This window comes from Nocardia kruczakiae NBRC 101016 (genome assembly GCF_001612965.1).
Classification (GTDB): domain Bacteria; phylum Actinomycetota; class Actinomycetes; order Mycobacteriales; family Mycobacteriaceae; genus Nocardia; species Nocardia kruczakiae.
In genome coordinates, this window is record NZ_BDBL01000030.1 from 103036 (window position 1) to 125119 (window position 22084).

The following is a 22084-nucleotide window of genomic DNA, read 5'->3' on the forward strand; positions in this document are numbered from 1 at the left end:
CCATGACCACTCCCATCGACCACATCGACGCCGCCTTGGACGCGACCACGCGGATCGTCGCCGGTCTGCGCGCCGATCTGCTCGCGACGCCGTCGCTGTGCGCCGGCTGGGATCTGCGCTTCGAACTGAATCACCTGGTCGGCGGGATGCGGATCTTCGCCGCCGAACTCGCCGGAACCGAGGCGGAGCAGGATCATCACGACGAGTGGCTCGGCGGTGATCCACACGGGGCCTTCGCTACCGCCGCCGAACTCGATCGCGCGGCCTGGCATCGGCCGGATGCCCTGTCCGCGACCGTGCGGCTGGGATTCGGTGCGGTACCCGCGGCCCTGGCCGCACAGATCCATCGCACCGAAATCCTCGTTCACGGAATAGATCTCGCCGTCGTCGCGGGCCTGACGGATCGCATCGACGAACGGCAGAGCGCCGAATTGCTGGCCACCATGCGGGCGATGGACTTCGACATGTTCCGCCGGCCCGGGATGTTCGCGGCGGCGGTCCCGGTCCCCGCGCAGGCGCCGCCGCATCGGCACCTGCTGGCCTTCCTCGGCCGCGACGTGCCCGACGTGTCGCTCAGCGTCGCAGCAGATCGGTGATCACGTCGACCACCGCGTCCGGTGCCTCCTCGGCCATGAAATGCCCCAGGGCGAGAGTGCGATGGTCGAGATCGGTGGCCCACTCGCGCCATACCTCGGCGGCGTCGTATCCGAGTGCGGCGCCCCAATCCTGCTGAATCACCGTGACCGGCATGGCGAGTCGCCGTCCGGCGGCGCGGTCGGCGCGATCGTGGTCGAGATCGACGGTGGCCGAGGCGCGGTAGTCGGCGACGATCGAATCGACCGCATCGGCGCACGCACGCAGATACTCCGCGCGGACGTCATCGGGAATCGCCCCGGGGTGCAGGCACCAGGCGTCGAGGAAATGGCCGAAGAAGTCGTCGGCGCTCGCGCGGATCATGCGCTCGGGCAGCCCGGGCGGCTGGGCCATCAGATACAGGTGGAAGGCCACCGCGGCGGTGTGACCGTGCAGGACCTCCCACATGTCCGGCGTCGGCAGCACATCCAGCACCGCGAGGTGGGAGATCCGATCGGGACGGTCGAGTCCGGCGCGAATCGCGACCAGGGCGCCGCGGTCGTGGCCGGCCAGCGCGAACCGATCGAATCCGAAGTGGTCGGCCAGTGCGATCACATCGGCGGCCATCGTGCGTTTGGCGTAGGTGCCGGGCTCGGCGGCGACCGGTTTGCCGCTGTCGCCGTATCCGCGCAGATCCGGGCACAACACCGTGTGCTCGCGGGCCAGCGCCGGGGCGACGTGGCGCCACATCAGATGCGTCTGCGGGAAGCCGTGCAACAGCACGATCGGAGTTCCGGAACCGGCGTGCGCCACGGACAACGCGACATCCTCGGCGACCGGAACGCGGTCGTAGTCGAAACCCGGGACGGTGGGTGCGGACATGCGGTGACGATCCCTTCTCTAGGCTGGTTCGGTGCGCAATCGATACTCGGCGGCGGGAATGAGCAACCGATGAGTGCGCAGCTCACCGACCCCGACGCGGCACCCTCGGCCGGCGTCCTCGGCCCGGTGCGGGCCGTCGCCGCCGACGGGACGCCGCTGCCGTTGCACGGCCCTCGCCACGCCGAGGTGCTGGCTCGCCTGATCGCCGCCGGGGGACGGGTGGTGCCGGTGCCGGCGGTGGTGGGAGACCTGTGGGAGGAGCCGCCGCCGGGAGCGGTCGCCGCCGTGCGCACCTTCGTCGCCGCACTGCGCCGTGCCCTGGAACCCGGCCGCGCACCGCGCACCCCGTCCCGCGTGATCGTCACCGAGGGCACCGGATACCGGCTGATGGTGCCCCGCGACCACGTCGACGCCTGGTCCTTCGACGATCTGGTCCGCGCGGCGGCGAATCAGGCCGGGCCCGCGCGGATGGAGACGCTGGAGACGGCCCTCGCGCTCTGGCGCGGAGAAGCCTACGGCGACTACCGGTGGGCGCGCGGAGAAGCGGCGAGACTCGGCGAACTCCGTTCGGCCGCAGTGGAAATGCTCGCGGAGGCACGGATCCGGCAGGGGCGCCCGGAACAGGCCGTCGCCGAACTCGAATCGCATCTGCACGCCCATCCCGCACGCGAACGGGCCTGGCTCCTGCAGGCGCGCGGGCTGTGGCAGGCCGGGCGGCGGGAGGACGCCCTGGCGGCACTGCGCCGGGCCCGCACCCGGCTCGGAGCGGAGGCCGGGCTCGATCCCAGCGCCGAACTGATCGCCCTCGAGCGCGAAATCCTCACCGCGGATACGGCATTCGGCGAGCACCGATTGTGGCGTGAGACCGTCGCCGCCTCGGGTGCCCTCGGTCCCCGCAGCCGTCTCACCTCCTCCGCCGACCTGTTGCGCGGCCTGGCCCTCACCGACGCGACCGGTCTGATGACCGCTCAGGACCGCCGGGCGCGCGCGATCGACGACCTGTCCGTGATCGACGATCCCGAACTCACGGCCACCGCGCTGACCCGGATGGAGGTTCCCGGGGTCTGGTCGGTACTCGACGACCCGGCCCGGTCGGCGCGCGTGGCCGAGGCCGCCCGCACCACCCTCGAACGCTTGGACGCCGAGGCCGCGCCCGCGTTGCGCGCCCGGCTGCTCGCGCTGTTCGCCGTCGAAACCCGCGGCCGCCGTGGCACTTCCGGCGCCGAGGCCGCGCGCGCCGCCGAACGCATCGCTCGCGACCTGGGTGATCCGTCCGTGCTCGTGCTCGCTCTCGACGCCCGATTCCTGCAGTCCTTCCACGCCCCGGGCCGGTGGCCGATGCGGGCGCGGCTCGCACATGAGCTCATCACGGTGTCGAGCCGGCACGACCTGTCGACCTACCTGATCCTGGGACATCTCGTCGCGATGCAGGCCGCGGCCGCACTGGGCGACGTGGCCGCCGCCGACGAGCATGCCGCCGCGGCCGACCGGCTCGCGGTGCGTTACGAGCGTGACCTGGTCGGCGTGTTCACCACCTGGTACCGCGCGCTGCGCACGGTCCTCACCGACCGGCCGGAGCCGGAGGTGGCAGACGCCTACGAACGCGCACTCGCCACCCTCCCGGACTGCGGAATGCCCGGTGTGGCAGCCGGTCTCGCGCCGCTGACCCGCCTGTGCCTCGCGCTGCGGGCCGGCCGCGATCCGGCCGAATTCGACGGGGTCGACTTCGGGCCGAACGCCCCCTACGTCGCCGCGCTGCTCCGACCCGGGCGCGCTCACGAGCTGCTGCACGCGGCGCCGGCCCCGCCGCCGGACCACCTGGCCGAATTGCGTTGGGCGCTACTGGGAATCGCCGCCGACCGATCCGGGGACCGGGAGACCGCGCGCCATGTACACCGCACGCTGAGCCCGGCGCGCGGCGAACTGCTGGGGGCGGGAACCGGCATGCTGAGCCTCGGTCCGGCCGACGCGCTCCTGGATCGTTGGGCACTGTAACGAAACATCCGGCGGTCCGATCCCTCGGATGTGAGCATCAACGGCCTCTCGGCCGCCCAGCAGCGCGCCGCGTTGCGCCGCCTCGTGGTGGCCTACGGTGAACTGAACACCATCGTCGAACTCGCCGCGGCCGAGGCCTCTCCGGATCTGCGCGAACATGCCGAAATCGCGCGGGACATGCTCGGCGCCCTGGTCACGGAGGTGGCGCAGCCCTCCCGTGACCGCCGATGCTATCTGCCATTGACAAATGGCACATAGGTAGCTGATGCTCGGTACATGGAGACGAGAAGGTCAACGGAGACCTCGCCGTCGGCCACCGCACCGGTCCCGTCGTCACCGTCGCTGCGTGCGCGGCTGGCGCTGACCGCGGGACGGTACGGGATACGGCCGATCAACTGCCTGCTGCCGGCGAATCCGCTCGGCATCGCCGCCGCCCGTGGGCTGGTCGCGTCGATCATGGCGCTCTGCGGACCGGTGTTACCGGGAACCCGTGTGACACAAGTCCGTTCGGGCTCGCTGCGCGGAGAATGGGTGCGCGCGCCCGGAGTCGGCCACGGCGATCGAGCCCTGTACTACGTGCACGGCAGCGGCTATGTCATCTGTTCGGCGCGCACCCACCGCGGCCTGGCATCGCGGCTGTCGCGCGCTACCGGACTTCCGGTCTTCGTCGTCGACTACCGGCTCGCGCCCGAACACCCCTTTCCCGCCGCGGCCGACGATGTGGCCGAGGGCTACCGCTGGCTGCTGGCCCACGGCTACCGAGCCACGGACCTGGTGATCGGCGGTGACTCGGCCGGCGGACATCTGTGCATGGACCTGCTACTCGACAATGCGCGCACCGGACGCGCGCAGCCGGCCGGCGCGGTGCTGTTCTCGCCGCTGATCGATCTGACCTTCGAACTGGCCCGCACCTGTGAACGCCGGGCCGCCGAAGCCATGGCCTCCGCGCGTACCGGCCACGCCGCGGTGCGGTTGTACACCGGCGACGAACCCGGCGATTCGCCACGGCTACGGCTGCGCATCCCGCCCGGAACCGCGTTGCCGCCGTTGTTCGTTCAGGTGAGCGGCGCGGAAATGCTCGCCGACGACGCCCACCACCTCCGCGATCTCGCCCGTGCCGCCGGCGTGCCGTGCGAACTGGAGGTGTGGCCCGGCCAGATCCACGTCTTCCAGGCGTTGCCGCTGGCCGTACCGGAGGCCGGCGTCGCACTGCGCCGCGCGGCCAGCTTCATCACCGGTGTGCTCGCGCGACCCCGTGCGGCACAACCGGTACCGAGCGCCCGAGAGGCGGGATAGCGATGTGGAACGTGGATGCGATGGCCGGGGCGAATGCGGCGCTACGGTCGGTGATCGGCGGTGGTGACCGCACCTACGGAGCGAAGGCCGTCGTCACCGGCGCCGGCAGCGGCATCGGGCGCGCCTTCGCGCTGGAGCTGGCCCGCCGCGGGGGAGAGGTGGTCTGTGCCGATATCGACCTCGGCCGCGCCGAGGAGACGGTCGCGCTCATCGATCGGACGCACGGCCGCCGCGCGCACGCCGTCCGCTGCGATGTGGCCCAGCGCGCGGAGGTGGAATCGCTGGCGCGCCACAGTGTCTCGCTCTTCCACGGGCCGCCGACCCTGGTGATCAACAACGCCGGTGTCGGCATCGGCGGAAAGCCGGTGGGCGACATCGGCTTCGAGGACTGGCAGTGGGCGCTGGGCATCAACCTGTGGGGCGTGGTCCACGGCTGCGAACTGTTCGTGCCGCAGCTGCGCCGCGCCGGCCGCGGTGGCATCATCAACGTGGCCTCGGCGGCCGGATTCGCCGCCGCACCCGCGATGGCCCCCTACAACGTCTCCAAGGCGGCCGTGGTGTCGCTGTCGGAAACCCTCGCCGCCGAACTGTCCGGCACCGGCGTGGCCGTGACGGTGCTGTGCCCGACCTTCGTGCGCACCAACGTCGCCCGCGACGGACGTATCACCGCCGGATCGGCCCGGCTGGCCACCGAACTGATGCGCTGGACCGGCTTTTCGCCCGATCACGTCGCGCGCATCACCCTCGACGCCCACGAGCGCGGCCGCCTGCATGTGCTGCCGCAGCTGGACGCAGTGGTCGTCTGGCATCTCAAACGACATTTCCCGGCCACCTACACCCGCGCCCTCGGCGTGCTGAACCGGGTTCTGCCGCGCGACGATTCGGCTCCGGCACCGGCCGGCAACGAGAAGACAGGAGTCTGACATGCCCTTCGACTTCGACGATATGCTGGCCAAGATCAAGTCCCGGCAGTGGGCGCTGGCCGATATCGACTGGGACGCACCGGGCGCGGAACTGATCGAGCCCGACCTGCACGCCAAGCTGACGCCGTTCATGGCGGATCTGATGTGGATCGAGAACGTCGGTGCGCGGGGCTTCGCGGCGATGGCGAAGAAGGCCCCGACGCAGACGCTGCGCGAGATCTACCGGTACTTCCACGCCGAGGAACAACGCCACGCCAACGCCGAACTGGCCCTGATGCGGCGCTGGGGCATGCTCGACGGCGACGAGATCCCCGAACCGAACATCAACGTCAAGCTGGTCATCGACTTCCTCGACAAATACGCCGACGGCATGTCGCTGTCGTTTCTGGGCACGGTGATTCCGATGCTGGAGGTGGCCCTCGACGGTGCGCTGATCAAATTCGTCACCGACGAGATCGCCGATCCGGTCGCCCAGGAGGTGTTCCGCAAGATCAACTCCGACGAATCCCGGCATCTGGCCACCGATTACGCGGTGATGGAACTGCTCGGGCACTCCACCGCCCGAAAACTGGCGATCGACCTGGTCGGCGGCTGGGCGAAGCCGTCGCTGATGATCGGTGTGCTCAGCTATGTGCCGCTGCTGAACAAGATGCGCGACAACATCGTCGCGATGGGCGTCGACGAGGACAAACTGTATGCCGCGATGCGCCGGTTCAAGGCGGTCGGGGAGCGCACACCCGTGGTGAACCGGGTGCCGATGTACCGGATCGTCAAGATGCACAGCGATTGGGTGGTCAACCGCGACCACCCCTACCACCTGCTGGCCGACGTGCTGGTGAAGGTGACCGCCCGCATTCCCGACCGGGTGCTGCCCGCGCAGCCGACCTGGTCGAAGGAACTGACCTACGAGCCGGTCGCATGAATGCGGGCCGATACACCGTGTTGGACGTCGCGATCGTCGGAGCCGGATTCGCCGGAATCGGGGCCGCGATCCGGTTGCGGCAGCGCGGAATCACGAATATCGCGCTCTTCGAACGAGACCGGCGCGTGGGCGGCACCTGGCGCGACAACACCTATCCGGGCGCGGCGTGCGACATTCCGTCGCGCCTGTACTCCTACAGTTTCGCACCGAATCCGGATTGGTCGCAGACCTACTCCGGCAGTGCGGAAATCCTCGGCTACATCGATGCGATGGTCGAGAAGTTCGCGCTCGGTGATTCGATTCGCTTCGGGCACACCGTAACCGGACTGGCCTATGACGAGGCGGCGGGGGAATGGGAGATCGTGTTCGACGCCGGCCGCGCACCGGTGCGGGCCCGCTCGGTGGTGGTCGCGTCCGGACCGCTGGCCGACGCGAGCCTGCCGGACATCCCGGGGCGCGACAGCTACGAGGGCCATATGATCCACTCCGCCCGCTGGGATCACGACTACGACTTCACCGGCAAGAAGGTGGCGGTGGTCGGCACCGGCGCCAGTGCGGTGCAGATCGTCCCCGAACTGGTCGAGCGGGCCGGGTCGGTGAAGGTCTTCCAGCGCACCCCGGGCTGGGTCCTGCCGCGGATCAACCGGCACACCACCGGCCTGACCCGGCAGCTGTACCGGCAGCTGCCGCTCACCCAGCAGCTCGCCCGGCAGGCCTGGTTCTGGGGCCATGAATCGGTGGCGCTGGGCGTGGTGTGGAATACGCCGCTCACCCGGATCGTGGAGTCGGTGGCACTGGCCCATCTGCACAGCCAGGTCCGTGATCCGTGGTTGCGGCGGCAGCTGACGCCCGATTTCCGGGCCGGATGCAAGCGGCTGCTGATGAGCAGCGATTACTATCCGGCGCTGCAGCGCGACAACTGCACGCTGGTCACCTGGCCGATCGCGGGAATGTCGCCGGCGGGAATCCGCACCGCCGAGGGGATCGAGCACCGGTTCGACTGCATCGTGTTCGCCACCGGTTTCGAGGTGTCCAAAGCGGGTGCGCCGATCCCGATCACCGGCCGGGGCGGGCGCGTGCTCGACGACGAATGGCGCAGGGGCGCATACGCGTACAAGAGTGTGACCGTCGCCGGTTATCCGAATCTGTTCTTCACGTTCGGACCCAATTCCGGCCCCGGGCACAATTCGGCGCTGGTGTACATGGAGGCGCAGATCGACTATCTGGCCGCGGCGATCGGCATGCTGCTCGAGCGGAATCTGCATTCGCTCGAGGTGCGCCGCGACCGCCAGGACCGCTACAACCACCGCCTGCAGCGCAGGCTGCGGGCGACCACCTGGAATTCCGGCTGCCGCAGCTGGTATCTGACCGAGGACGGGTTCAACGCGACCATGTTCCCGGGCTTCGGCAGTCAGTTCACCGGTCAGCTCGCCACCCTCGATCCGCGCGACTACGTGCTGATCCCCGGGCGGGGCGGCGGGCGCGCGCCTGTCGCCGATCGGGCGGTGACCTCGTTGGGCTAATGTCGACACGATGCGTCGCGCCCGGGCCGCTCACCCGGGCCGGGGGGCGGGTGCGACGCGGGTCGGCGTCCGGCACGAGGAAAGGGTGGGCGAGAACGGGATGGCGGAGTACCGCATCGATGAACTCGCCCGTGCCGCAGGCACAACCAGCCGCAATGTGCGCGCCTACCAGGAACGTGGCCTGCTGCCGCCGCCGGTGCGCCGGATCGGGCGCGCGCTGATCTACGACGACTCCCATCTGGAGCGGTTGAAGATCATCGACGTGCTGTTGCAGCGCGGGTTCACCACCGCCCATATCGCCGATTTCATCACCGGCTGGGAAACGGGTAAGGACCTCACCGAGATCCTGGGACTGCAGCACGCGGTCACCGCCGCGTGGGGACAACCGAACGAGACGCTTCAGGTGCCCCGCGAACTGATCGACACCTTCCTCGGCGAGGAGGCGGCCGATCCGGAGATCCTGGAACGTCTCGCGAAGCTCGGGCTGGCCCGGATCGGTACGGAGACAGTCGAATTCACCGACCCGCAGCTGCTGGAGAATTTCGCCGAACTGCACGGTTACGGGTTCCGGCTGGGCCGGCTGGCCGATCTGCAGGCGGCCGTCAGCGGCCGCCTGGACGAGATCGCCCACGACATGATGGCGGCCGCCAAGGAACATATCGTCGACACGCACGGCCCCGGCTGGCTGCCCGACACCGACGACGAAATCGCCGAAACCGCCAAGATGCTCACTCATTTGCGCGGTCTCGCCGTCACGGCGGTCAACAACACCCTGGCACGGTCGCTGGACCGCGTGCTGCGGGAGGAACTGGGCGACTACCTCGCCGAGGCCGTGGACCGCCGCGCCAGGGAGAACTGACCCGCGCCTGCGCCGGTCAGGGCGAGCCATTCCCGGGCGCCGCCGCAACGCCCGCGCCGTGCCGGATTTCCAGCCGCCGTTCCAGTCCGTCGATGATCAGGGCGAGGTCGAATTCGAACTGCTCACCGACGCGCCCGTCCGTTTCGCGAGCAGCGGCGACCGCACGCAGCAGCGGAAATCCCGACTCGTTGCCCAGCGTGCGCCGCACCGCGGCCGCCTGCGGGTCGATCGGCCCGCCGCCGGCGTCGAGCGCCTCGCGTGCGGCCGAATAGGCCATCGCCGCAACGAGTTTCAGCGTGCGCCCGGCTTCGCTCGCGTCCAGTCCGGCGCGGACCAGCGCGGCCATGATCCGCTCGACCAGCTCCAGCGCCGACAGCCCCGCCTTCCCGTCGAACCGTACGTAGACGATGAGCGCCCCCACCTGCACCAGGGCGTCGACCACCGCGTGGCCGAACAATCGCAGCAACTCGCGCCAGTCCGCCCGCTCGGGCAGATCGACCCGGCCGAAACCGGTGTCGAACGCGTCGAACGCGACCAGTTCGAGCAGGCCCTGGCGATCGCTGACGTGGTAGTTGAGCGATTTGCGATGCACGCCGAGCGCATCGGCCACCGCCTGCATGGTCAGATTCTCCGGCTCCAGATCGCGTGCGGCGGCGAGGATGCGGCGGCGGTTCAGCCGGGGCGGGCGCCCGCGGCGACGCCCCGCAGCGACCACGGCCTCACCGGAATCTGCCATGGGTGGCCTCGCTGTTCCTCGGAAGGCGGCGGTCGGCACGACGCGTCGCACAGCACTGGGCGAGCGCGCCGCATGTCGAGCGTAGCTGCTTTTTCCCGGTCGGAGAAAATAAATTGGGAACTTTCCGGGGTCTCGGTGAGGCCGTGCGCCGGGCTAGGATCGACGATCGGTCCTCGGGGCGAAGACCAGGCAGGAGTATGTGATGGCGTCGAAAGCCGCCGGGCAGCGTCGCCGGCCCACTCAGGAGCGGGCCAAGGCGACCCGGGAGCACATCCTCGACACCGCCGCCCGGCTTTTCGGCGAGCGTGGCATCGCCAACACCTCGACCAACCGGATCGCCGCCGAGGCCGGTATGAGCATCGGCACCGTGTACCGCTACTTCTCCGATCGCACCGTCATCGTCGAGGAGTTGCTCGCGCGCCTGCTCGAGAATATCGAAAAGCGCGCCACCGACAGCATTTTCGACCGCTCGGACGCCGGCATGCACGAGCTGACCTCGCGCCTGCTGAACTCGATCGCCGAGGAACTGGTGGCCAACGCGCTGCTGGTCCGCGCGCTGGTCGCCGGGGTGCAGTTCTACAGCAGTGGCATTCCGGAGTTCGAGCCGCGGCTGCGCCTGCTGATCAAGGTGCTGCTGATCCAGGTGCTCGGCCCCGGCGACGATCACGAATACGACGTGATGACCTTCGTGGTGATCAACACCGGCTTTTCGGCAGTGTTGCGGGCCTCGGCCATCGAATTCGACGAGCAGCGGCGCCGCGAGGCCATCGACATGACGGCGCACATGATCGGCGACTGGATCGAAGCCGAGGCAGCGCGGCGCAGCGGCGCCGGGGCCCCGGCGCCGCGCCTCAGATGACGGTGCCGATATCGGTGGCGACGATGCGGTCGAGCGCGCGTTCGGCGACGGCGGCGATGGTCATCGACGGATTGCAGGCCGCGGTACTGCCGGGAATCAGGGCGCCGTCGAGAACGTAGAGACCGCGTGTGCCGTGGACCCGGCCCTCCAGGTCGCAGACCGTGCCCATCGGCGCGCCACCCAGCGGATGCCAGGTGCTCGGGGCCGCGGCATTGGTGTCGAGCACGGTACTGCCGGGTCCCGCGATGGCATGGACGCGTGCGGCGATGCGCTGCTGCAGTGCGGCGTCGGCGTCGGCGGGCCAGTACAGTTTCGCGTCGTCGGTGGCCGCGTCGTAGGCGAGATGTCCACGGCCGCCGGTGATTCCGAATCCGACCAGCATGGTCGAATGCGCGTCGACGCCGGCCGGTGGAATCGACGCCTGGATCACGGTATTGGCGATGGCCGGGTCGTCCCACTCCTTGCTGCCGTAGACCACCGGGCCGCCCTGGGCGGTGCCGAAATCGTCGGTGGCGCTGGTCCAGGTGAAGATCCGGTCGCCGTTGTTGCCCCACTGACCGCCGAGGCCGTCGGGCAGATCCGGGATCTGTCCCTTGGCGGCGGCCCGCAGCAGCAGTTTGGTGGTGTTGATGCTGCCCGCGGCCATGATCAGCGCGTTCGCGGTGAGAACGAGCTGTTCGACGACCCGTCCGGCGGTATCGATGCGATCCACGCTGATCTGCCAGCGGCCGTCGGGCGTGCGCGCCACATCGGTGACCTCGTGCTGGGTCCGCACGGTGGCGCGGCCGGTGGCCTCGGCGCGGGCCAGATAGGTGACATCGACGGAATGTTTGCCGCCGTTGTTCACCCCGAGCGCGCAGTCACCGTTGATGTAGGAGGGTTTCATCTCGCCGCGCACCTCGCGCAGCGCGAAGCTCCAGTCGATCGGCATGGGGATCTTCGACAGCTCGTAGCCGGCCGCGCCGACGTTGCGCGCGAACGCCCGGGCGGGCAGGTAGGTGGGGCTGTCGATCAGCTCGTCGGGGGCCACGCCGGCACCCAGCATTCGTGCCACCCGCGGATAGTGCTCCCGCGCCATCAGCGCGTAGTCGAGTTCGGCGGGGAAGACCTCGCAGAAGGTCGCCTCGGTCGGCTGCAGTGTCATGCCCTGGTACACCAGCGAGCCGCCGCCGACACCGGCGGCGCAGACCGCGGTCATGTTCTCCCCGACGACGGCCTCGAGCAGGCCGGTGTACGGCTCGAGCGCCACCGGCACGCCCAGCACCTCGGGCGCGGACCGGAACCAGAGCATGCGCCGGTCCGGGCGCGACGGGTGCGGGAAGGTGTCGGCATTCGGGCCGGTCGGCCAGCGCATACCGCGTTCGAGGACCAGGACGTCGACGCCGGCCTCGGCCAGCCGTAGCGCGCTGACGCCGCCGCCGAATCCGGAGCCGATGATGACGGCCCGATGATCTTCCCGGGTCAGCGGGACCGACGTCTGTCGTCTCCCGGTGGTCATCCAGGGCTGGGCGCTCGCGGTGGCCGCGGTGGCCAGAGTCAGTCCGGCGGCGGTGGCGCCGAGCAGAAAGGAGCGTCGCTTCATCGGGGTCATGCACTCTCCATCAAGACCTACAGGTACGTAACATCGGTCGCGTGGTTCGCCTGGGACGCGAAAACAGGGTGCGTGCCCAGCGAGTGTGACCGAAACCAACCGGACAACTGTCTCCGGTTGCTAGGGCAGTGTGTACGACCGGACCCGTCTCGTCAACTGCAACTTGTTCCAATCGAGGTGGCCGGGGGTCGGTGTCGTGAAATCCGCACGCGCCGAAGGACACCGGGCGCGGGTGGCGGCATCCGTCCGCCGTGTCGAGTCGCCGGACGCGTGCGGTAACGTCGATCAGATGACCGCGTCACCCCGGGCCAATCGAGGGCCGAAGGCCGCTGCGGCGAACCGACGGGCGTTGGTTCGCGCGGCGCGGGAGGTGTTCGCCGAGAACGGCTTCGACGCACCGCTGAATTCGATCGCGCGCGCGGCGGGAGTGGGTCCGGGCGTGCTGTACCGGCATTTTCCGACCCGCGAATCGATGATTCTGGCGGTCTTCGACGACAACGTCGTCGCCATCGAGGAGGTGGCGAATCGGCCGGGGACCACGGCGGTGGATCTGCTGGATTTCATCGTCGACCAGATCGCGGTGTCGGCCGGGTTCATCGCCACCATCGACCCCACCGGCTTCGACGATCCGCGGCTGTTCGAGGTGTCGCGCCGGCTCGTCGACCTGATCGGTGCCAAACTGGCCGATACCGATCTGCGCGGCTCGCTGCGCCCGGAACTCACCGCCGAGGATGTCGTGACCGCGCTGGCCATGCTGGCGGCCGTGCTGATCAAAACCGAACTTCCGGCGCGCCGGGCCACCGCGCGGCGCGCCTGGGGACTGCTGATGCGCGGGCTCAGCCGCGAATCCGGCAGCTGAGCCGCGTCGCGGACACCCGGGGTCAGGCGGCCAGGCCGGAGGGTTCGAACGGCGCGAAGAAGGCGCCCATCCCGCCGGCTGCCAGCACATCGCCCAATGCGATGAAATCGTAACTGCCACCGGACTTTCCGGCGATCGCGCGCACCTCGGCGAGAATATCGCCGGTGTCGTGGCGCAGTAGCCGGCGCCGCGCGCGGGACAGATCCTCGGCCGGCACCTGCCCTTCGGCGTGGGCCAGCATCAGGTGCAGGCACAGCTGCTGGGCCGGGGTCGCGGGACCGGGCGGGCGCCCCGAGGACAGGTCGGCCTCCAGCTGGTCGAAGGTCTGAGCCAGGTAGAACAGGAATACCGGGCGTGGGCTGTGCAGCAGGACGGCACGCACCTGGTCGCCGAGCAGTTGCGCCGCGCGGCACAACGCCACGGTGAGCCGCGGGGTCGGTCCGGTGCTGTCGAAGTCGCTCATCTGTTGTCTCCCAACCACTTCAGTACTGCGTGCTGCCCTGATCCACCGGGATCGCCGCCGCGGCGGGTCCCGCGATGTCGACGGCGTTGATGTCGGCGCCCTCGCGCGCCATCCGCACCGCGTGTGCGCGGCCCTGCCCGCGGGCGGCCCCGGTGACGAATGCGACCCGGTCGGTGAGTCTGCCGGTCATATGCCCTCCTGTGGCCCGATGCGGAATACCTACGGCGCGAACGGGTTTCGACTCAGTGGGCAGTACCTCCGGTGCTCGGCCGGTTGTAATGGCGCAGCAACAGCAGCGCCAGGACGAAGGCGACCGCGGATGCGCCGGCGAACACGGAGAAGATGTTCGTATACGCGGCGCCGTCCGGCAGCTGCGCCAGCGGACCGGTGTTCAGTTTACGTTCCTCGACGTGTCCGGGAGCGTTGATGTGCAGAATCAGCGGATTGGCCGACATGACCGCCGCGACGGCGGCGGTGGCGGCCGCGGTGCCGAAACTGTTGAAGGCGCCGTACATTCCGGCGCTGATGCCCTGCTGTTCCTGCGGCACCGCCTCCACCACCATATTGGGCAGGGTGCCCAGATACGCTCCCGCGCCGACACCGATGATCAGGGCGATCAGTGCCATCTGCCACACGCTGTCGTGGAAACGAGCGAACAGCAGACAGCCGATCACGAACGCGATGGTCGAGGCGAGGTAGGGCTTGAGCAATCCGATCCGGGTCGACATCCAGCCGCACAGCGGGGCGACGAGCACGTACACCAGCGCCAGGCCCAGCATGGCCTGCACGGTGAACTGCAGCAGCGTCAGACCGAAACCCGGCAGGGTGCCTTCCACCGAGAAGTACTGGGTGACAGCCGATGTGGGGACCTGGATGTGCATCTGCTCGGAGGCCTGCTTGGCGGCTTCGGCGGCCGCCCCGTCGACGATCTGCTTCTTGATCGCCTCGCCCTCGGCGCCACCGGGAGTCTCCGCGAGATAGCCCATCGCGTAGGACAGGCCCTGCATGACGCCTACGGACAGGAAGGCCGCGGCGAGAATTCCGGCGAAGCGCGGGGCCCGCAACAACTTCGGATCCATGATCGGTTCCGGGGTGATCAGCTCCCAGACGTAGAACGCCACCAGCAGGACCACGCCGCCGATGAGCCAGGCCAGCGCCGACGGTTCACCCCAGCCCCAGGTGGCGCCGTTGCTGAGATAGATGAGCACACCGGCGATACCGGCGCCGAGCAGCACCGCGCCGAGCAGGTCGATCTTGACCTTGGCGCGTAGCTTGGTCTCGGGAACCAGCAGCGCCAGCGGCAGAATCGTCACCACGGTCCAGATCACGCAGAACCAGAACAGGGAACGCCAGCTGTAGTGGTCGGTGAGCAGGCCGCCGATCACCGGCCCCAGGATCGCGCCCACACCGGTGCCGCCGCCCGCGAGTGCGATCGCCATGTTCAGATGGCGGCGCGGTGCGAGATCGCGGATCAGGCCGTAGGACACGAAGATCGCGGGGAAGGCCAGCCCCTGCAGTCCGCGCCCGAGCAGCATCAGCGTCCAGTTCGAGGTCAGCGCGTCGATGAGGCAGCCCAGGATCGACAGCAGCAGGCAGAACAGGATGATCTTCTTCTTGCCGACCAGATCGGACAATTTGCCGAAGACCGGTACCGCTACGCCGCCGATCAGTGAGTACAGCGTGGTCAGCCAGGTGAGCTGGCCGGCGTTCTGCTCGGGGAAGGATTCGCCGATGAAGCGGGCGCTGAGACTGATGAACGTGAAATGGAACGGGACGATCTCGGTGCTCGCGACGATCGCCACGATGATGAGAACGACACGGAGCGTGGAGGCGTTTTCCAGGCGTCCGGTGTCGTTGTCATCGGGGCTTTCGACGCTGGTGGTCGCGGTTGCCATGGGTAGTTCTTCTCCTTCACCGCCACCCGTGCGTCGGCTCGCTGCGGCCTGAGTGCGGTGAATCACATAATAGACATGCGAGAATCCAATTTCCATGGAACGAGAAGTGGATTTCTGTCCGCTACTCCGAGGACTGCAACCGGGCCACGAATTCGGCCACATCGCCGGCCGCGGGGTCGTAACCCGGGAAGTAGCAGCAGATGTCGCGGGCGTAGTCGCCGAAGCGGGCATGGGCCTGCGCCGCGCATTCGGCGGGGGACCCGACCAGAGCGATGGTGCGGACCATCGGGTCGGTGATCAGCGCCCTCATCTCGGCGTAGCGGCCCTGCTTCGACAGTGCGTTGAGTTCGGGTTGCACCTCACCCCAGCCCTCGGCGTCGAGAACCGGGCGGTAGGCCGGAGTGGAGGCGTAGAAGGCGATGAGCCGCGCGACCGCGTCGACCGCGGCGGCCAGCTCACCGGCGGTACGGCCGAGCGCGACCATGGCCTGGGCGACCACCTCGAAGTCGTCGAGCGTGCGGCCCGAGTCGGCCAGCCCGCGCCGCAGCGCCGGCACCGTGCGCCCGGTGAAGTGCCTTGCGCTGTTGAACGGCATGACCAGCAGTCCGTCGGCCACCTCGGCGGCGGTTCGGGTCATCACCGGTCCGAGCGCGCCCATCAGCACCGGCGGCGGGCCGAACGGATTCGGGCCGGGATCGAAGGTCGGCGGCATCAGCGTATGGGTGAAGAATTCACCCCGGAAATTCAAGGGCGCGTGACCTTCCCATGCGGCGAGGATGGCCTTCACCGCCGCGACCGATTCGCCGGTGCGCGCGGCCGGTCGATCCCACCGGCTGCCGTACCTCTTCTCGATGTGCACCCGGATCTGCGACCCCAGCCCCAGCCGGAACCGTCCGCCGCTGAGCGCCTGCAGATCGTAGGCGGTATGCGCCAGGTGCAGCGGACTACGCGGCCCGGCGATGGCGACATTGGTCATCAGGTGCAGATCGGTCTCCGCGGCAGCGAGAACCAGCGGCACGAACACGTCGTGCGGGCCCTCGAAGGAGAAGATGCCGTCGGCGCCGAGCGCGGCGATCGCGCGAGCGCTGTCGCGGGCGCGCAGCGGCGAACCCTCCACCTGCAGATGCACTTTCACGGGGGATCCTTCCGTTCGGTGGCATCACGCTAGCGGAAGGGGCGGCGGCTCAGGCCGGATGCGCGGCGGTGAGACGTTCGGCGCACTCCCACACGTCGCGTTCGCGCGCCGGATCGTAGGACTCCGGTGACGATGCGGCGACCCGGTAGCGATCGATGTAGCTACCGGAATCGGCCGGAACCGATCCGGTGACCACCTCGGCGAGGCGCCGGCCCGCCGTCCTCGGCGTGCTCGCCAGCGGCGTCCAGGTGAGCGCGGGTGCGAGGCGGCGGACGGCGAAGCGCTCCAACGGCCCGGCGTTGCGGGTCAATCCGGTGCCGGGGACGAAACCCGGGTTGTAGGAGAAAATGTCGATTCCGGCCGGAAGCCGGCGCGCGTATTCGTGGACCAGGTAGATCATGGCCAGCTTGCTCGTCGAGTACGCGGTGCGGCCCGCGGCCGTACTCGACGGATCGGCGAAGGCGCCGGGGTGGGCCAGCACATCGGGGGAGTGCCATACCGGGCCGGGCACCATGCCCAGGTTGTGCCGCAGATCGCCGAAATGGGTGTCGCTGACGGTGATCACGATGCGCGAGGGCACCACGAAGCGGTCGCCGAGCAGGCGCAGCAGCAGATGGTTGGCCACGACGTTGACGGCGAAGGTGGCCTCGAGTCCGTCCTCGGTCGCGATGGTCGCCTCGGTGTACTGCATCCCGGCATTGCCGACGAATCCGGCCAGCGGCGGTACCTCGCCCCGATCGAGCAGTTCGTGGATCCGCCGCGCCGCCGAGCGAATACCGGTCAGCGAGGCGAGGTCGGCCTCCACATGCGAGGCCGCGTAACCCGCACCGGACAGTTCCGCGCACACCTGCGGTCCGGACTCGCCGCGTGCCAGCACCAGGAGTCGCGTATCCGGTGCGGTGCGCAGGATCTCCCGGGCGGCGATCCGGCCGATTCCCCGGGTCGCACCGGTCATCACGAGGGTGTGCATGTCACGACGGTAACCCGCGCGCGGTCCGCACGCCCGTCGTGCGAATGGTGCAACCGTGCCGGGCGAACGGCGCAGCCGGGTCAGGCGAACGGGCTCTGCAGCGGCGGGGACGGCGGGAAGGTGACCGGCAGTGCGGCCAGTGCGTGGTTGAACGGGCCTGGGCGCCACTGCAATTCCGTCACCGGAACCGCCAGCTCGATATCGGGCAGCGCGTCCAGGAGCTGATCCACGGTGTCCTGGGCGATCAGGTACGCGATCCGGCGGGCCGGGCAGGCGTGCGGCCCGGCGCCCAGCGACAGATGGGAGCGGTTGCCGTTGCGGTCGCCCTCGCGTACCTGCGGATCGTTGTTGCAGGCCGCGATGCCGATCAGCACGGGCTGATTCGCCGGTAACCACACATCGTCGATCAGCATCGGCTGGCGCGGGTAGCTCGCGCAATAGTTCGCCAGCGGCGGGTTGTTGAACAGCACCCAGTCCAGGGCATCGCGCGTGGTGAGTGTGCCGCCGAGCAGATTTCCGGAGAACCGCTCGTCGGTCATCATCAGCAGCAGGGCGTTGGCCACCAGATGCAGCTGCGGTTCGATACCCGCGCCGTACAGGCTCACCAGCTGATTGATCACCTCCTCGTCGTCGAGGGCGCTCTCGTGCGCGATCAGCCGCGAGGTGATGTCGTCGCCGGGGTGGGCGCGCTTGCGCTCGGTATGTTCCTGCAGGGCGGCCGCGAGCATCCGGTTGCCCGCCGCCGCGTCACCGGTGACGTCGAAGATGGGTGCCAGCCCGGCCGCGACCCGCTCGGCGATATCGGGTTCGATGCCCAGCATCGTGTTCAGGCTGGTGAACGCCAGCGGGCGAATGTACTGGGTCAGCAGGTCGGCACGGCCGTCGACGGTGAACGAGTTGATCAGCGGGATCGCGACCCGCTCGACGACGGTGTGCAGCGTGTGCAGGTCGACCCCGTCGATGGCGGCGACATTGGCCGCCCGGAACCGCGCATGGTCGGGCCCGCTGCTGCGCAACGCGTTCGGGCGCCAGCCGAGCATCGGCAGGATCGGGCTGTCCGCCGGTACGGTGCGCTGCCAGGCCCGCGGGTCGGCGGGAAAATGCTCGGGATCGTTGAGAATCCGCAGCGCGGCCTGATAACCGATCACCAGTGTCGCCGGCACGCCGGGAGCGAGTTCGACCGGAGCGAAGGAGCGGTGATGTGTGCGCATCCGCTCGTATCCGCCGCGCGGGTCGGCGGCGAATTCCTCGGTGTAGAGCCGAACACGCGGTCCGTCCGCGGCGATCGGTGAACTGTGCGCCACGGGACACCTGTTCGACGGCGATTCCAGCGAATGCGGCGTGGTCACGGAAGACAACTCCAAACGGTCGTGGTGGACGTCGACGGCGGCAGCCGTCACCAGTCGTAACGCGGCGGCAGCCGTCACCAGTCGTAACGCGGCGGCAGCCGTCACCAGTCGTGATGCCAAAAGCGTTGGGCCGAACCATGATCTGAGGTCCGGGAGCCGATGATACCTACCCGTGTGCCGGTTGCGCAGCGGAAGCCGGGCATCGGCCGCAGGTCCGATGCCCGGCTTCCGGGCCAGTGATGTGGTAGTGGCTCTGTTGTTTCGTGGCCGGCCGTCGCAGACTGACCGATATGACAACTCTGCTGATCATCGCGGTCGTGGCGGCGGTGGCGGCCGCCCTGTTCGACACCGTGGCGCCCCGCGGTGACCGTGCGGAGTTCCGGTGCGCCCTACGGCACGCCAGGCATTCGCTGACCGATTGGGGCGCCGGCCGCGAATGACCTAGTCCTCGTCGCCCGAACGGCGCCCGGGCAGGAACTCCTGTGCCTTGGTCTTCATGCCCTGAGTGACCAGATGCCAGGCGTTGGGGTCGCCGCGCAGCACGGCCTCCGCGGTCGCCTTCATCTGATCCCAGGTGGCGTGCGGCGGGATCGGCGGAACCTCGGGATCGCAGCGCACGTCCAGCAGGATCGGGCGATCCGCGGTCAGCGCCCGTTCCCAGGCACCGGCCAACTGTTCCGGATCGTCGACCTCGATCGCCGCGAGGCCGAAGCAGCGCGCGGCGTCCGCATACGAAATGTCCGGAAGTGACTGCGAATCCTCGAATTTGGGCGAACCGCCCATGGACCGCAGCTCCCAGGTCACCTGGTTGAGGTCGTTGTTGTGGAAGACGCACACCACCAGTCGCTTATCGCTCCACTGCTCGGTGTAGCGGGCGATGGTGATCAGTTCGGCCAAACCGTTCATCTGCATGGCGCCGTCGCCGACGAGCGCGATCACCGGGCGATCCGGGTGGGCGAACTTCGCGCCGATCGCGTACGGCACACCGGGTCCCATGGTGGCCAGCGTGCCCGACAACGAGCCGCGCATGCTGCCGTGGAATTTCAGGCAGCGCGCGTACCAGTTGGTGGAGGAGCCGGAATCGGCGGTGACGATGGCGTTGTCCGGAATCTGTTGCGACAGTTCCCAGACCACCCGCATCGGATTCACCGGTTCGGCATCCAGCAACGCCTGCCGCTCCACGGTCTCCCACCAGCGCGCCACATTCGATTCGATCGTCTCCCGCCAGGACCGGTCGCTGACCGGCTTCAGCAGCGGAATGATCTCGGCCAGTGTGGCTTTCGCGTCTCCGACGAGGTTCACCTCGGTCGGATACCGCATGCCGATCATGGTGCCGTCGATATCGATCTGTACGGCGCGGGCCTGATCCAGCGGCGGCAGGAACTGGCTGTAGGGGAAGTTCGAACCGACGATGACCAGAGTGTCGCAATCACGCATCAGCTCGTAGCTGGGGCGGGTGCCGAGCAACCCGATCGGGCCCGTGACGAACGGCAGATCGTCGGGCAGCACATCCTTGCCGAGCAGCGCCTTGGCGACGCCGGCGCCGGTGATCTCGGCGAGTTCGGTCACCTCGCGCGCGGCCGAGCGGGCACCCTGGCCGACCAGGATCGCCACCTTGGAACCGGCGCCGATCACCTCCGCGGCGCGCTCGATCTCCGCGCGCGCCGGAACGACCACCGAATGCATCTCTGCGGGCGGGCTCGACGGCACCTGTTTGAATTCGTGCTGCGGCGGCTCGTAGGTCTCCTCCTGCAGATCCGCCGGAATGATCACCGCGGTGGGTGCGCGCCGGGTCCAGGCCGTGCGGAAGGCCCGGTCGAGGGCGTTGGGCAGCTGTTCGGCGACATTGACCTCGACGAGGTATTCGGAGGCCACGTCCTTGTACAGGCTCTGCAGGTCGATCTCCTGCTGGTAGCTGCCGCCCATCGCGCTGCGCGCGGTCTGTCCGATGATCGCCACCACCGGGACATGGTCGAGTTTGGCGTCGTAGAGGCCGTTGAGCAGATGGACCGCACCCGGACCGGAGGTGGCCATGCACACACCGACGTGCCCGCTGAATTTGGCGTAGCCGGTGGCCGAGAACGCCGCCATCTCCTCGTGCCGGGCCTGGACGAACGTCGGCCGGTCGTCGGTGCGGCCGAAAGCGGCGACGAGACCGTTGATTCCGTCTCCGGGATAGGCGAAGACCTCCTTCACGCCCCACTCGTTGAGCCGGGCCACGACGTAGTCGGCAACCTGTTGCGCCATATCTGTCCTGTCCTCTCCGTGTCGAGCCCGCGGGGATGCGCTGCGTGCCCCTGGTCGCCGGGCGGGTACCCGCGGTTGCCGTGCTCAACCGCGGCCGGCGGGGGCGGATTTCGTGGTCAGTGCCGGGCCATCCGGGCGACCGAACCGGCCACCGATTCGACACAGCGCGACATCCACGCCTGCGGACTGTGCCGGTGGGCCCGGCCGTCGAAGTCTCCGTGGGCGCCGAAGTCGTGGCCGTGTTCGTCGTCGAGCGGGCGCCACAGGTTGTCCGGCCGCTCGGTCTCGTCGGCGTCGGTCTGCTGCGAGTCGTAGCCGGTGCGGGCGAGATAGCGATCCAGCACCGCGGGCGCGAGGCGCTGGGCGACGACGGTGCCGACCGTGCTCGCCCCGACCCAGTACTGCTTGCGCTCGGGATGCTCGGCGGCGAAGGCGATGGTGTCGGCCACCACCTCGGGCTGGTAGATCGGCGGCACCGGCTGCGGCTTCTTCGGCAAACGTGAACGCACCCACGAGAATTGGGGTGTATTGACCGCCGGTGCCTGCACGATCGTCACGTGCACGCCACTGCGCTCGTGCATCAACTCCACCCGCACCGCCTCGAGGAATCCGTTGACCGCGTGCTTGGCGCCGCAGTAGGCCGATTGCAGCGGAATCGCGCGTTCGCCGAGCGCCGATCCGACCTGCACGATGGTGCCGCGATCGCGTGGGCGCATCCGGGCCAGCGCCACCATCACCCCGTGCACCGACCCGAGATAGGTCACCTCCGTGACACGGCGGAACTCCTCCGGCTCGATCTCGGTGAAGGGGGCGAAGACCGAGGTGAACGCCGAATTCACCCAGACGTCGATCGGACCCCACTGCTGCTCGACGCGGTCGGCGGCCGCCTCGACGGCGTCGTGGTCGGCGACGTCGGTCGGAATCGGCAAGGCCTCACCACCGGCCTGTTCGACGTCCTTCGCCGCGGCGTCCAGTCCGGCGCGCCCGCGGGCCAGCAGCGCCACGCG

Annotated in this window: 21 protein-coding genes and 1 pseudogene; 11 read left to right on the forward strand and 11 right to left on the reverse strand. The window is 69.1% G+C overall.

Features of this window, described 5'->3' with window-relative positions:
- Window positions 1-2: 2 nt before the first annotated feature.
- A complete protein-coding gene (locus NK1_RS21985) occupies window positions 3-596 on the forward strand; it encodes a TIGR03086 family metal-binding protein (RefSeq protein ID WP_063011441.1) in 594 nt (197 codons plus the stop codon).
- Here the strand turns inward: NK1_RS21985 and NK1_RS21990 are convergent.
- On the reverse strand, window positions 574-1455 hold the full coding sequence (locus tag NK1_RS21990; protein ID WP_063011443.1) for an alpha/beta fold hydrolase: 882 nt from the start codon (window positions 1453-1455) through the stop codon (window positions 574-576). The two genes, NK1_RS21985 and NK1_RS21990, sit on opposite strands and share 23 nt — an antisense overlap.
- Before the next feature lie 69 nt (window positions 1456-1524).
- On the opposite strand from NK1_RS21990, the gene NK1_RS21995 reads away from it, so the two are divergent.
- The 7 genes from NK1_RS21995 (at window position 1525) to NK1_RS22025 (ending at window position 8973) form a co-directional block, all read left to right on the forward strand.
- Window positions 1525-3450: an AfsR/SARP family transcriptional regulator gene (locus tag NK1_RS21995; protein ID WP_063011445.1), complete on the forward strand. Its 1926-nt coding sequence runs from the start codon at window positions 1525-1527 to the stop codon at window positions 3448-3450.
- A 30-nt stretch (window positions 3451-3480) separates the two neighbouring features.
- Window positions 3481-3708 (forward strand): hypothetical protein, encoded by a 228-nt coding sequence (locus tag NK1_RS22000; RefSeq protein ID WP_063011447.1) that lies wholly within the window; start codon window positions 3481-3483, stop codon window positions 3706-3708.
- Between the two features lie 18 nt (window positions 3709-3726).
- The gene (locus NK1_RS22005; protein ID WP_063011449.1) at window positions 3727-4746 is read left to right on the forward strand and encodes an alpha/beta hydrolase; all 1020 of its coding nucleotides are present in this window, start codon (window positions 3727-3729) and stop codon (window positions 4744-4746) included.
- 20 nt (window positions 4747-4766) lie between these two features.
- Window positions 4767-5669: an SDR family NAD(P)-dependent oxidoreductase gene (locus tag NK1_RS22010; RefSeq protein WP_063011501.1), complete on the forward strand. Its 903-nt coding sequence runs from the start codon at window positions 4767-4769 to the stop codon at window positions 5667-5669.
- A 1-nt stretch (window position 5670) separates the two neighbouring features.
- A complete protein-coding gene (locus NK1_RS22015; RefSeq protein ID WP_063011451.1) occupies window positions 5671-6591 on the forward strand; it encodes a ferritin family protein in 921 nt (306 codons plus the stop codon).
- Window positions 6588-8114 (forward strand): flavin-containing monooxygenase, encoded by a 1527-nt coding sequence (locus NK1_RS22020; protein WP_063011453.1) that lies wholly within the window; start codon window positions 6588-6590, stop codon window positions 8112-8114. Before NK1_RS22015 ends, NK1_RS22020 begins: the two co-directional genes overlap by 4 nt.
- Window positions 8115-8199: 85 nt before the next feature.
- Window positions 8200-8973, forward strand: a complete 774-nt coding sequence (locus NK1_RS22025) for a MerR family transcriptional regulator (protein ID WP_310398583.1) — start codon at window positions 8200-8202, stop codon at window positions 8971-8973.
- Between the two features lie 16 nt (window positions 8974-8989).
- Here the strand turns inward: NK1_RS22025 and NK1_RS22030 are convergent, their stop codons facing one another.
- The gene (locus tag NK1_RS22030; RefSeq protein ID WP_063011457.1) at window positions 8990-9709 is read right to left on the reverse strand and encodes a TetR/AcrR family transcriptional regulator C-terminal domain-containing protein; all 720 of its coding nucleotides are present in this window, start codon (window positions 9707-9709) and stop codon (window positions 8990-8992) included.
- Window positions 9710-9911: 202 nt separating this feature from the next.
- On the opposite strand from NK1_RS22030, the gene NK1_RS22035 reads away from it, so the two are divergent.
- On the forward strand, window positions 9912-10568 hold the full coding sequence (locus NK1_RS22035; RefSeq protein ID WP_063011459.1) for a TetR/AcrR family transcriptional regulator: 657 nt from the start codon (window positions 9912-9914) through the stop codon (window positions 10566-10568).
- On the opposite strand, the gene NK1_RS22040 is transcribed toward NK1_RS22035, so the two are convergent.
- Complete coding sequence (locus NK1_RS22040; protein WP_063011461.1) at window positions 10561-12159, reverse strand: GMC oxidoreductase; 1599 nt, start codon at window positions 12157-12159, stop codon at window positions 10561-10563. The two genes, NK1_RS22035 and NK1_RS22040, sit on opposite strands and share 8 nt — an antisense overlap.
- 289 nt (window positions 12160-12448) lie before the next feature.
- On the opposite strand from NK1_RS22040, the gene NK1_RS22045 reads away from it, so the two are divergent.
- Window positions 12449-13018 (forward strand): TetR family transcriptional regulator, encoded by a 570-nt coding sequence (locus NK1_RS22045; protein WP_063011503.1) that lies wholly within the window; start codon window positions 12449-12451, stop codon window positions 13016-13018.
- Between the two features lie 22 nt (window positions 13019-13040).
- Here NK1_RS22045 and NK1_RS22050 read toward each other — a convergent pair whose 3' ends face one another.
- From NK1_RS22050 to NK1_RS22070, 6 genes and pseudogenes are all read right to left on the reverse strand, one after another.
- Window positions 13041-13481 carry a hypothetical protein gene (locus tag NK1_RS22050; RefSeq protein ID WP_063011463.1) on the reverse strand — a complete coding sequence of 147 codons (441 nt, stop codon included), beginning with the start codon at window positions 13479-13481 and terminating at the stop codon, window positions 13041-13043.
- 25 nt (window positions 13482-13506) lie between these two features.
- Window positions 13507-13671: pseudogene (locus tag NK1_RS34650) on the reverse strand (SDR family mycofactocin-dependent oxidoreductase); the annotation flags it as partial.
- A gap of 52 nt (window positions 13672-13723) precedes the next feature.
- The gene (locus NK1_RS22055) at window positions 13724-15376 is read right to left on the reverse strand and encodes an MFS transporter (protein WP_063011465.1); all 1653 of its coding nucleotides are present in this window, start codon (window positions 15374-15376) and stop codon (window positions 13724-13726) included.
- Window positions 15377-15497: 121 nt separating this feature from the next.
- Complete coding sequence (locus NK1_RS22060) at window positions 15498-16511, reverse strand: TIGR03617 family F420-dependent LLM class oxidoreductase (protein WP_063011467.1); 1014 nt, start codon at window positions 16509-16511, stop codon at window positions 15498-15500.
- 49 nt (window positions 16512-16560) lie between these two features.
- On the reverse strand, window positions 16561-17481 hold the full coding sequence (locus NK1_RS22065) for an SDR family NAD(P)-dependent oxidoreductase (protein ID WP_063011469.1): 921 nt from the start codon (window positions 17479-17481) through the stop codon (window positions 16561-16563).
- Between the two features lie 80 nt (window positions 17482-17561).
- Complete coding sequence (locus NK1_RS22070) at window positions 17562-18830, reverse strand: cytochrome P450 family protein (protein ID WP_374726609.1); 1269 nt, start codon at window positions 18828-18830, stop codon at window positions 17562-17564.
- Window positions 18831-19120: 290 nt separating this feature from the next.
- Here NK1_RS22070 and NK1_RS34655 point away from each other — a divergent pair, with 290 nt between their 5' ends.
- Window positions 19121-19270: a hypothetical protein gene (locus NK1_RS34655; RefSeq protein WP_157104382.1), complete on the forward strand. Its 150-nt coding sequence runs from the start codon at window positions 19121-19123 to the stop codon at window positions 19268-19270.
- 1 nt (window position 19271) lies between these two features.
- On the opposite strand, the gene NK1_RS22075 is transcribed toward NK1_RS34655, so the two are convergent.
- Window positions 19272-21077 carry a thiamine pyrophosphate-requiring protein gene (locus NK1_RS22075; RefSeq protein WP_063011471.1) on the reverse strand — a complete coding sequence of 602 codons (1806 nt, stop codon included), beginning with the start codon at window positions 21075-21077 and terminating at the stop codon, window positions 19272-19274.
- Window positions 21078-21193: 116 nt separating this feature from the next.
- On the reverse strand, window positions 21194-22084 hold an 891-nt coding region (locus NK1_RS22080; RefSeq protein WP_063011507.1), incomplete at its 5' end, for an SDR family oxidoreductase.

What these genes read in the sequence shown, in the direction of transcription:
- NK1_RS22005 (WP_063011449.1), top strand. Translation starts at nt 3,727, where the DNA reads ATGGAGACGAGAAGGTCAACGGAGACCTCGCCGTCGGCCACCGCACCG.
- NK1_RS21995 (WP_063011445.1), top strand. Translation starts at nt 1,525, where the DNA reads ATGAGTGCGCAGCTCACCGACCCCGACGCGGCACCCTCGGCCGGCGTC.
- NK1_RS22010 (WP_063011501.1), top strand. Translation starts at nt 4,767, where the DNA reads ATGGCCGGGGCGAATGCGGCGCTACGGTCGGTGATCGGCGGTGGTGAC.
- NK1_RS22035 (WP_063011459.1), top strand. Translation starts at nt 9,912, where the DNA reads ATGGCGTCGAAAGCCGCCGGGCAGCGTCGCCGGCCCACTCAGGAGCGG.
- NK1_RS22050 (WP_063011463.1), bottom strand. Translation starts at nt 13,481, where the DNA reads ATGAGCGACTTCGACAGCACCGGACCGACCCCGCGGCTCACCGTGGCG.
- NK1_RS21985 (WP_063011441.1), top strand. Translation starts at nt 3, where the DNA reads ATGACCACTCCCATCGACCACATCGACGCCGCCTTGGACGCGACCACG.
- NK1_RS22040 (WP_063011461.1), bottom strand. Translation starts at nt 12,159, where the DNA reads ATGACCCCGATGAAGCGACGCTCCTTTCTGCTCGGCGCCACCGCCGCC.
- NK1_RS22020 (WP_063011453.1), top strand. Translation starts at nt 6,588, where the DNA reads ATGAATGCGGGCCGATACACCGTGTTGGACGTCGCGATCGTCGGAGCC.
- NK1_RS22065 (WP_063011469.1), bottom strand. Translation starts at nt 17,481, where the DNA reads ATGCACACCCTCGTGATGACCGGTGCGACCCGGGGAATCGGCCGGATC.
- NK1_RS22045 (WP_063011503.1), top strand. Translation starts at nt 12,449, where the DNA reads ATGACCGCGTCACCCCGGGCCAATCGAGGGCCGAAGGCCGCTGCGGCG.
- NK1_RS22075 (WP_063011471.1), bottom strand. Translation starts at nt 21,077, where the DNA reads ATGGCGCAACAGGTTGCCGACTACGTCGTGGCCCGGCTCAACGAGTGG.
- NK1_RS21990 (WP_063011443.1), bottom strand. Translation starts at nt 1,455, where the DNA reads ATGTCCGCACCCACCGTCCCGGGTTTCGACTACGACCGCGTTCCGGTC.
- NK1_RS22055 (WP_063011465.1), bottom strand. Translation starts at nt 15,376, where the DNA reads ATGGCAACCGCGACCACCAGCGTCGAAAGCCCCGATGACAACGACACC.
- NK1_RS34655 (WP_157104382.1), top strand. Translation starts at nt 19,121, where the DNA reads ATGACAACTCTGCTGATCATCGCGGTCGTGGCGGCGGTGGCGGCCGCC.
- NK1_RS22015 (WP_063011451.1), top strand. Translation starts at nt 5,671, where the DNA reads ATGCCCTTCGACTTCGACGATATGCTGGCCAAGATCAAGTCCCGGCAG.
- NK1_RS22030 (WP_063011457.1), bottom strand. Translation starts at nt 9,709, where the DNA reads ATGGCAGATTCCGGTGAGGCCGTGGTCGCTGCGGGGCGTCGCCGCGGG.